Raw genomic sequence first — 8920 nt, 5'->3', positions numbered from 1 at the left:
AATAACCTCATCCAAAGGCCGGATATATGGAAGCAACCTTTTTACGATTACGAGACATTTTATCTTGCAATACGGGGCGGACCATATATGACCCCAATGATCCTATCACTTTAAGCTCGACTGGCAGGAAATGTCCGACGTGTTTGCCGACGACCGTCTGAAAAACTACGACGTCATCGTCTTCTTAAACACCACCGCCGATATTCTTAACGATGACCAGCAAGCCGCCATGGAGCGTTTTATTCAATCTGGCAAAGGCTTTGTCGGTATCCACTCAGCCTCCGATACCGAATACGACTGGGACTGGTACACCAAAATGGTGGGCCGCACCTTCCACATTCATCCGGCCATTCAAACCGCCGAAGTGGAAGTTCTGGATCGTAAATTCCCAGGCCTTGAGCGCATGCCCGACCGCTTCCTTTGGACCGACGAATACTACGAGTTTGGCGCCGAGCGCATCGACAGCCTAAATTACATTCTCGCCGTAGACGAAAACACCTACGACCCCGTCGCCGATTGGGGCCAGGTGGCCGGTAAAGGCATGGGCTTTCACCCAATTGCCTGGTACCACGAATACGACGGCGGCCGCGCTTTCTACACCGGCCTCGGCCACATGCCCTCAACCTACCAAGATAAAATGTTTCTGGAGCATATCTACGGCGGCGTGTACTGGGCCGCAACAGGAAAAGGATTGCGGAAAAAATAATTGCACATAAAAAAGCCCGCTGTTTAAGCGGACTTTTTTATCGCTGTAACCGAAAACCTTATTCGCACATCATGCTGGTAATGTCATCAATCGACAAGTCAGTTGCTCTATCCGGCGTCAAGCGAAAAGAAACACCGCCGAGTGTCAACGCCATGCTACCCCCTGCCGAGATACCACCCGCCGAAATTCGGGTAATTTCATCACCCGTCATTTCTAAAGTGACGGTATTACCACCAATATCAATCGAGTAATCACCGGACGACTCTGCATTTAAGCTAGATCCCGTAATATCGGCGTTCACATCATCCTCTACAGCCTCGCGGTAGCAATTATCGCCCGCGTCTGCGCCATCACCTAAATAATTGTACGCCGTCAAGGTGCCGCTGGAATCGATGTAATAATAGTTGTTATCTACTCCAGATGAAGCATCGTACAGCCCCATAATCTCATTGAATTCTGTAGATTCAGAACTAGTAACACTCGATGAGCTGGACTGAGCAGTAGAAGCAACGCTCGAAGTGGACCCACCAGAGGAACTACCTCCGCCTCCACCGCACGCAGAAAGTGCAAGGGCCATAAGCGCTGTCATTAACTTAGCATTCATATGCATTTTGTTCTCCATATTTTTCTTAGGTACACACCAGTACCGCGCGAATTATTCACACAGAATAAAATCAAACAGAGGGAAGAAATACTGATGTGTAAAAAGGTAGGTTTCATCCTGAAAGTTATTCTCGCATCCATTCTTTAGAACTTCGGCTAGCGCCAAAAGAGAGAATAACTTAGAGGTTAGTGATATTCAATAGGGATAGAAAAAAGGAGCTCAGAAAGAAGCGAAGAGGGCGAGCCATAAAGGACAACTCCAAAGATCAGACTACCTAAAACGTAGTAGTCGTCTTCGAAATGTCAAATGTAAGGCCTGACCCCGTTGCTCCCTGAATACATCACTGGCTACTACAGCCAGATAAGACCACACAGAAACAACAATGGAGCGAGCCCAAATGCAGCCGAGCAGTTGTACTGGGCAGCCTCCTAAACTGTGGCCAAATTTACTTGACCACTACAGACCCCTATCTTCCCTTGCGATATTAGTATTTAGAAATCGTTCAACAGATCAGTTTTCAAATAGAAATTACCATTATGAGGTCCTTTATAACCTGTATACCAAACCCAATACACATCCTTATCTCTGGAATCTCGAAAAAAAATAAATTTTATTTCCCCTTCACTAGATTGCATACTAATATGTATTTTCTCTTTAGGTCTCGATCCACTTTTCTTAACTCGCAAGCGGTCTTCTGAAAAAGAAGCTACCATATCATAGGGACTCCTATAAACAAGATCTTTAACTAACGCTTGGAACCCATTCCCTGAGGAAATTCTTTCCACTTCTCTTACTACCGCTATTCTAGCGATATTATTTAATACTACAGAAAATATTCCTATAAAAATGATTATTCCCATACAAGAAAAAGCATATCTAGCTACGACTTTTTTGGGGCTTTTTCTAAAAAGAGAATAAATCGTCATTAAGGCACAAATGACCCAAGGGAGAAAGATAGCCAAGAGAATAAATGCCATCCATTCATATATCCACGCAACAAAATCAATCATGATTTGCCCCCTCTCTTTGCTCCTTAGATCTTTTATCGACTATATCCCAGATAGATGAAGTGTCCGAGAACATAGGGTCAGGTCTTGAATTGTGAATCCTCGTAGACTTTTATTATTTTACTCACAGAAGAGTAATGTAACCCAAAGTACTCAGCTATTTCTTTCATTTTATATCCACCCGAAARCCAGGCGGCCACTATCGCTCCATTGCGTGATTCGCTTGATCTTTCATAGTCACTGAGTGGTTTTGCCAATGGACGCCTTTGACTGCTTGGCACCTCATCTAAGCTTTTATCGGAATCCAATAAAGTTTGCATCTGCTCAACAAATGCTTCACTCCCTAGAAACACCTGATTCTTTAAACTTTCCCACGGTGATGGCTGCCCTTTTCCTTCTTCCACAAAGCGCTGATAGCGCTCACAAGCGGCTTTTCGTCGACGAGCAAAACTGCTCAGMAACCAATCGACWTTTAACCAAGGTTCTACCTGCTCGAATCCAGCCGTTGCTCGATAACTACTCCAGCGCCATTGCTGAGCTTTTCGGACCATTCTCGCTCGAACAGGGTTTAAAACGATATAACGCGCCAGCTCCMGCAAGTAGGATTCCTTATCCACCAGAATCGCCTTATAGCGCCCCTGAAATACATGCCCGATGCGAGAATGCTGCCGATTAAAACGCTGCGTGTAAACACCGTTTAATTGGCGCATACCTAAGGATAARTTGGATTCAGGGGTTTCYATCAGAATATGATAATGGTTGGTCATCAGGCAGTAGGCATGGCACACCCAATTGTAACGATTACAAGTCTCAGCCAACACGCCCAGCCAGACCTCCCTATCCTTATCATCCAGATAGATGTCTTCTCTACCGTCGCCCCGAGAGGTGACATGGTAAAGCGCACCGGCAAATTCTATACGTAGTGGTCTAGCCATAGAAGCAAGCTTAGACGYCAATAACGAAAYTCACAATTCAAGACTTAATGGAATGGTCCGCCCCACTCCCAATACGGCTTCGAATGAGCCATGATGTGTGTGCGAACAGACATCAAAAAGAGTGGAGCAGACCATGAGTAATCATACCCTAAAAAATGACGTGGCGGYGTTAGGCATTGACCTGRCAAAGCAAAGCTTCCAGCTTCACGGCGTGGATACCGGTGGAAAAACTGTATTGAAAAAGAGGTTATCCAGGAAAGATCTTTACAGCTTTATCGCTCAACTCCCAGCTTGCACCATTGGCATAGAGGCCTGTGGTGGCGCAAACCACTGGGTTCGGGTATTTGAGAAATTCGGCCACACTGTGCATATGATTGCCCCACAATTTGTAAAGCCTTATGTGAAGTCCAATAAAAATGATGCTGCCGATGCCGAAGCAATATGTGAGGCGGTGCAGAGGCCGTCGATGCGTTTTGTGCCTGCGAAAAGTCTTGAGCAGCAAGACATCCAAAGCTTGCACCGCATCAGGAGCCAAGCTGTTGCTCGACGAACCGCGCAAGCCAACCAGATCCGCGGCTTACTGATGGAGTACGGCCTTATCATTCCGCAGGGGATTGCTTACGTTAGAAAGTCGATAYCGCTGATACTAGAAGATGCCGATAATGAATTAACCGTTATGTTTCGAGAGCTTCTGGCCAATCTCTACGATGAAATGGTTCATCTGGATGCGCGGATTAAAACCCTAGAAATCAAGCTTGAATCGCTCTGTGTCCAGAATGAAGACTGCCAACGTCTTTTGGGTATTCCGGGTGTGGGGCTGCTTAGCGCAACGGCGATGGTGGCATCCATCGGCGACAKTAGCGTCTTTAAAAATGGTCGGGAATTAGCGGCCTGGCTGGGGTTAGTGCCTCGGCAGCACTCCACTGGAGGCAAGCCCACGTTACTAGGTATTAGTAAGCGCGSAGACACTTATTTACGAACGCTGCTCATACACGGCGGACGCACAGTGGTTAGAGTGGCAAACAAGCATSAAGATAAGCGTAGTACATGGGTGACGCAGCTAGAAGGGCGGCGAGGCAAAAACATATCAGCCGTTGCGGTCGCCAACAAAAATGCACGAGTGGCCTGGGCATTACTTAGCAAGAAATCTACRTATCAGGCCAGCGCAGCATAGTGCAAAGAATTTAACAGCAAGCTGTTATCAACGAGTTGCGTAGATACAGTTCAAGTGATGGCAAAAAAGGTAATACCTGTCTATCAGTAAGTCTGCTGGGGTCTCGGGCTCATTAGAAGCCGAAGACTTGATGAGACAGATAGGCGCGAATTCCATCAGGGCCAGAGGTTTAAATAAYCTCATCCAAAGGCCGGATATATGGAAGCAACCTTTTTACGATTACGAGACATTTTATCTTGCAATACGGGGCGGACCGTATATGACCCCAATGATCTCTCCTCCTTGAACAACTCAATTGTCCTAACCTTAGAAATCTAAAATAACCAAACCACTCTCAAAAATCAACGACTCTGATCCCATTGATTTTCTGACCCCATTGATTTTGTTATTATAGCTGAATAGGCGGGKATTGCCGCGCGATGCGGCAACACCCAAGCCAACCTAATTAAAAGCGTTTGTAATAGCTTTTAATTATCGTTGTTTCTGACACTGGATCAACAGCGTAAAAAGCATAGCCTGTAATTCCGCTAGCACCTACATAAATAATGCCGGTATCACTATCAACATCTATATCTGTAGGGTCGCCTCGCAGCGGAAAGTCAATATCTAAAAGTGATCGCATGCCTGTATTCAAATTGACCGACAGGACGTCATCCGGAAAATCATTAAGAATATACGCACGTTCAAGATCCCCATCGACTGCCAAGCCTTTGCTGTCATCACTAATCGATGGACCATTACTTGGGTCAACAGCTGAAACAATAGAGCTCGACAACATTGTGGCTATCTGAGAGACCGATACTAGGTGATTTCTCCAGTTAAAATTAGGAATAACCAGGAGCTTATTGTGCGCAACGTCCCAGGCAACTTGGATCGGATGAACAATTGTTTCGTCAGATGAATCTCTGTCGACATAGGTACGGCGTTCGCCAGAGTTAACATTCACACGAACAACCCTGTCACCTCCATTTTCAGCAACATACAATCGGCCAGCAGTATCCAGCGTTAAGCTCACAGGGTGCACAAAATCTTCACCACTACCAACACCATCACCCGAAACAACAGCACGCATCCCAGTCTGTTCATCCACGCTAAGAATCAAAGGGCTAAGTGACTCGGCCGCAGGGCTACTCGATATAATAAAGCGTCGGTTGTCCCGATCGTAAATCATGTCATTTAAGGCAAGCTCCGATGCCGTGATGCCCTGCGCTTCGTCGGTGAAATCGGTAATTGACGGTCCCCGATCTCCAGTGCTCAAGTCAACGGGAATTAATTTAAGATCACGTTGATAGTTTCCGCCGGTCAAAACCCAAGCAACTTTAGCTTCACTATCAACACTAACGGCAATCGCTCGGGTCCATGCTTCACCGTCTCCGATATCGACTTCCTCTTGGTATACAGTGGCCATCACGCTCGTTGAACGACCTTCACTGTCCCCTGCGGTAACGGTAATACTCGTTTGACCTACACTATCTGGTATGACAACTTCGTTCACACGCCAGCTGCCATCGGCTTCAACTGTCGCGTTGTAAGAGTCTACATCTGTGGTAATAGTAATCGTGCTAATACTTGCGCCTTCGATTGCGCTCGCCTTACCAAACACGGGTAGCTGACCACCCTCAAAATAGGAGACTTCACCAGGGAAATGTATCGCGACATCCGGTAGGTTCTGTGGCAACAGAGTAACTATCACCGTATCACGGCCGATCTCGCCGTCGTTATCGGTGGCGCTCAAGGTGAATTCAATGTCGATAGCTGCATCAGTCTCTGGCGCAACGAAACTCGCCTCGGAGCTTTCACTATCGAGCAATTCAACACTGATATCGCCCGAGGTCTGCTCCCATAAATGACTCACAATCTCGCCGTCATTATCGCTAGCTGAGCCCAACAGACTGGTCGATTCTCCTGCCTTTACCTCAAATGCTGCACCGGCTTCTACGCTAGGCCCCTGATTCACACGATTAACCGTATAGGTAATAGTATCCTCTGCGGTATTACCTTGGCTGTCCTCAACAGTAAACCGGTAGGTCAGTTGGACCGTTGTATTAACGCCGGTATCAGGAGCTACAAACTGATACCGCATATCGTTAAAATCTAATATTTGCAACGAAACTGACGGACCTTCAATGCGGCTTGTTTCACGGTTGACAATGTCGTTGTTTGGGTCATTAATTTGTACATCTATAGAGACCACCTCACCTTCTTCGACCGTCCGATCCGGCCCAGCATCAAGTGATAGCCCCTGAACACTCTCTACGCTGCTGGAAGAAGAGCTGGTCGCTGTAGGCACGGAGCTCGCACCGCCACCGCCACCGCCACCGCCACAAGCAGTAAAGCTTACTATACTGGCGAGCGCGATCAGCCGAATGCTAGCCCGGGACAAGTGTTTTATAAAATCTGGTAAAGACATAAAGGTAAACTCCATTTTATTGTACTCAGCAAGGCACACCATAGAGTACGTGCAAACGAACAATATTATTTGAGGCAATCAGAATGTAAAACCAAAAGGGGCAGACTAAGCTTAAATGGTAGACCTACATCATCAAAAACCAGACAACATTAGGCCTGAGCTATAAACAACTCTGGCTAAAAGCTTAAAAAGTGGAGAAATACAGCGGTGTCGCAGAACAATCCCTATTGATATCACTTATTATTTCCAATTGCGTGCGAGATTAACACACAACGTATCACTGCTCAATCTCTACACGAACGGCTGTGCTTTAGCTGAAGACACATGTTGTACTGGCGACCGCTTTCGATGCAAGCAGTGTAACTCGACAAAAAAAACCCGGCATACGCCGGGTTAAAGTCAATTTTATTCCGTGAAATCTATTTCCAGCTGGTCATCTTATGACCTTTAATCGCGTAAAACAGAATGTACAAATAAGCCGGGATCGACACTACGTAGGCCAGCTGACCATCGCCGGTATCGGCAAAGTGTCCGTAAATCGGCGGCAGCACGGCACCACCGGCAATACCCATAATGAGTAGCGCCGCACCTTTACTGGTGTATTTGCCTAAACCTTGTAGCGACAGTGGCCAAATGGCGGGCCAGCACATGGCGTTGGCAAAGCCCAGTAACGCTACGAAGTAAACGGCGTTGGGGATTTCAGGCATACCAAATAGGCTTAAGGTTGCCGCGGACATAACCGTGCTTTGCAGCGAGCCCGTCATTACACACACGGTAAAAATAATACCCAAAATAGCGGAGAACATCAGTGCGGTTTGCTGACTGATATAACGCGGGATGGTCACCACGCCGGCCAAGTAGCCGATAACCATAAAGATCATAGTGTAGGAGGTGAGCATAGAGCTCACAGAGCTACTAAGGCCCGCCTGCTTACCAAGCAAGCCGATGGCGTCACCGGCAATTACCTCTACACCGACGTAGAAGAACAAGGCCAACGCACCTAACACTAAGTGGGGAAATTTAAATACACCGGATAAGCGAATATCACCCTCTTCCTGGCCCTCAAGCACTTCGTCTTCAATATCAGGGATGGGAGCAAACAACATCGCCACACCGAGCACGGCCAGGACAATGGCCATACCCACATACGGTGACACCAGCTGCGCGGCCAACTCGTTTAATTTTATATCGCGCGCGGCTTCCGACAGTGCCGCCAGCTCTACGTCAGATACGCCGGTAATGCCCGACAACACCAGTGCCGAGAACACGATAGGTGCAACTACACCCGCGCCTTTGTTGAGCAAGCCCATAACGCAAATACGCACCGCGGCCGACTCTGGCGGGCCGAGCTTAACCACGTAGGGGTTGGAGGCGGTTTGCAGAATCGTCAAGCCGGTACCCACCACAAACTGCGCCAGCAAGAACACGCTAAAATGGCGACCATAAGCGGCGGGGATAAAAATCAGTGCACCAACGGCGACAATAAACAAACCAATCGCCATACCGTTTTTATAACCGGTGCGCTCAATAATGTAGGCCATTGGCATGGCCATGACGGTGTAAGCGGCATAAAACGCCGAGGCAACCAACATGGCCTCAAACGCGGTTAAGTCACAGATCGTTTGCAAAAACGGAATCAATGCGCCGTTTAGCCAGGTGACAAAACCAAAGATAAAAAACAGACCGGCGATAATCGCCATGGGGACGATCACGCTGTTACTCGCCTGAGGCGCTGCATTGGGTGCAGCGGCAGTTTCGTTGCTCATAAGGTTACCTATACATTCCAGTAGCCGCCGCCCTAAGCGCCGGGAGATCTCGTTGTAATAGTTATGTAGGTGCGGTTGTACCGCCTTTCAGTATAGTGACTATTTATCTCACTATTTTAATTTGGCAAGCAAACAAATCGTCCTGATCTATTTACTTGTCGCCCTTAAAAACGGGCGGGTTCACGCGGAAAACCTTGTCTTTAAGGGCTCGCATGAACCTCTGGCTCAAGGCAGCGCATCCATGCGCCACCTCGTAACCCAACAATCTTGATCGCCTGGTTACTACAAGACAATATCCGCTAAAGACAACGTTGTCAA

The 8920-nt window shown here is 47.4% G+C and carries 6 protein-coding genes and 1 pseudogene; 2 read left to right on the top strand and 5 right to left on the bottom strand.

Features of this window, described 5'->3' with window-relative positions; all coding sequences use genetic code 11:
• Positions 1–118: 118 nt before the first annotated feature.
• Positions 119–706, top strand: a pseudogene (locus SD69_RS00780) (ThuA domain-containing protein); the annotation flags it as partial.
• A gap of 58 nt (positions 707–764) precedes the next feature.
• On the opposite strand, the gene SD69_RS00775 reads toward SD69_RS00780, so the two are convergent.
• The 3 genes from SD69_RS00775 to SD69_RS00765 all read right to left on the bottom strand — a co-directional run bounded on the left by SD69_RS00775 (position 765) and on the right by SD69_RS00765 (position 3252).
• On the bottom strand, positions 765–1316 hold the full coding sequence (locus SD69_RS00775; protein ID WP_157471586.1) for a hypothetical protein: 552 nt from the start codon (positions 1314–1316) through the stop codon (positions 765–767).
• Between the two features lie 485 nt (positions 1317–1801).
• A complete protein-coding gene (locus tag SD69_RS00770; protein ID WP_041521683.1) occupies positions 1802–2320 on the bottom strand; it encodes a hypothetical protein in 519 nt (172 codons plus the stop codon).
• A 77-nt stretch (positions 2321–2397) separates the two neighbouring features.
• Positions 2398–3252 (bottom strand): REP-associated tyrosine transposase, encoded by an 855-nt coding sequence (locus SD69_RS00765; protein ID WP_041521682.1) that lies wholly within the window; start codon positions 3250–3252, stop codon positions 2398–2400.
• Between the two features lie 133 nt (positions 3253–3385).
• Here SD69_RS00765 and SD69_RS00760 point away from each other — a divergent pair, with 133 nt between their 5' ends.
• Complete coding sequence (locus SD69_RS00760) at positions 3386–4426, top strand: IS110 family RNA-guided transposase (protein WP_041521681.1); 1041 nt, start codon at positions 3386–3388, stop codon at positions 4424–4426.
• Between the two features lie 445 nt (positions 4427–4871).
• Here SD69_RS00760 and SD69_RS00755 read toward each other — a convergent pair whose 3' ends face one another.
• Entirely contained in the window at positions 4872–6836 is a 1965-nt protein-coding gene (locus tag SD69_RS00755) for a PKD domain-containing protein (RefSeq protein ID WP_157471585.1), read from the bottom strand.
• Positions 6837–7255: 419 nt separating this feature from the next.
• Entirely contained in the window at positions 7256–8602 is a 1347-nt protein-coding gene (locus SD69_RS00750) for a sugar MFS transporter (RefSeq protein ID WP_041521679.1), read from the bottom strand.
• Between the last annotated feature and the right edge of the window lie 318 nt (positions 8603–8920).

It is taken from the genome of Gilvimarinus agarilyticus (assembly GCF_000832015.1).
GTDB classification, from domain to species: Bacteria; Pseudomonadota; Gammaproteobacteria; order Pseudomonadales; family Cellvibrionaceae; genus Gilvimarinus; species Gilvimarinus agarilyticus.
This window is presented reverse-complemented; position numbering and strand designations above follow the sequence as displayed.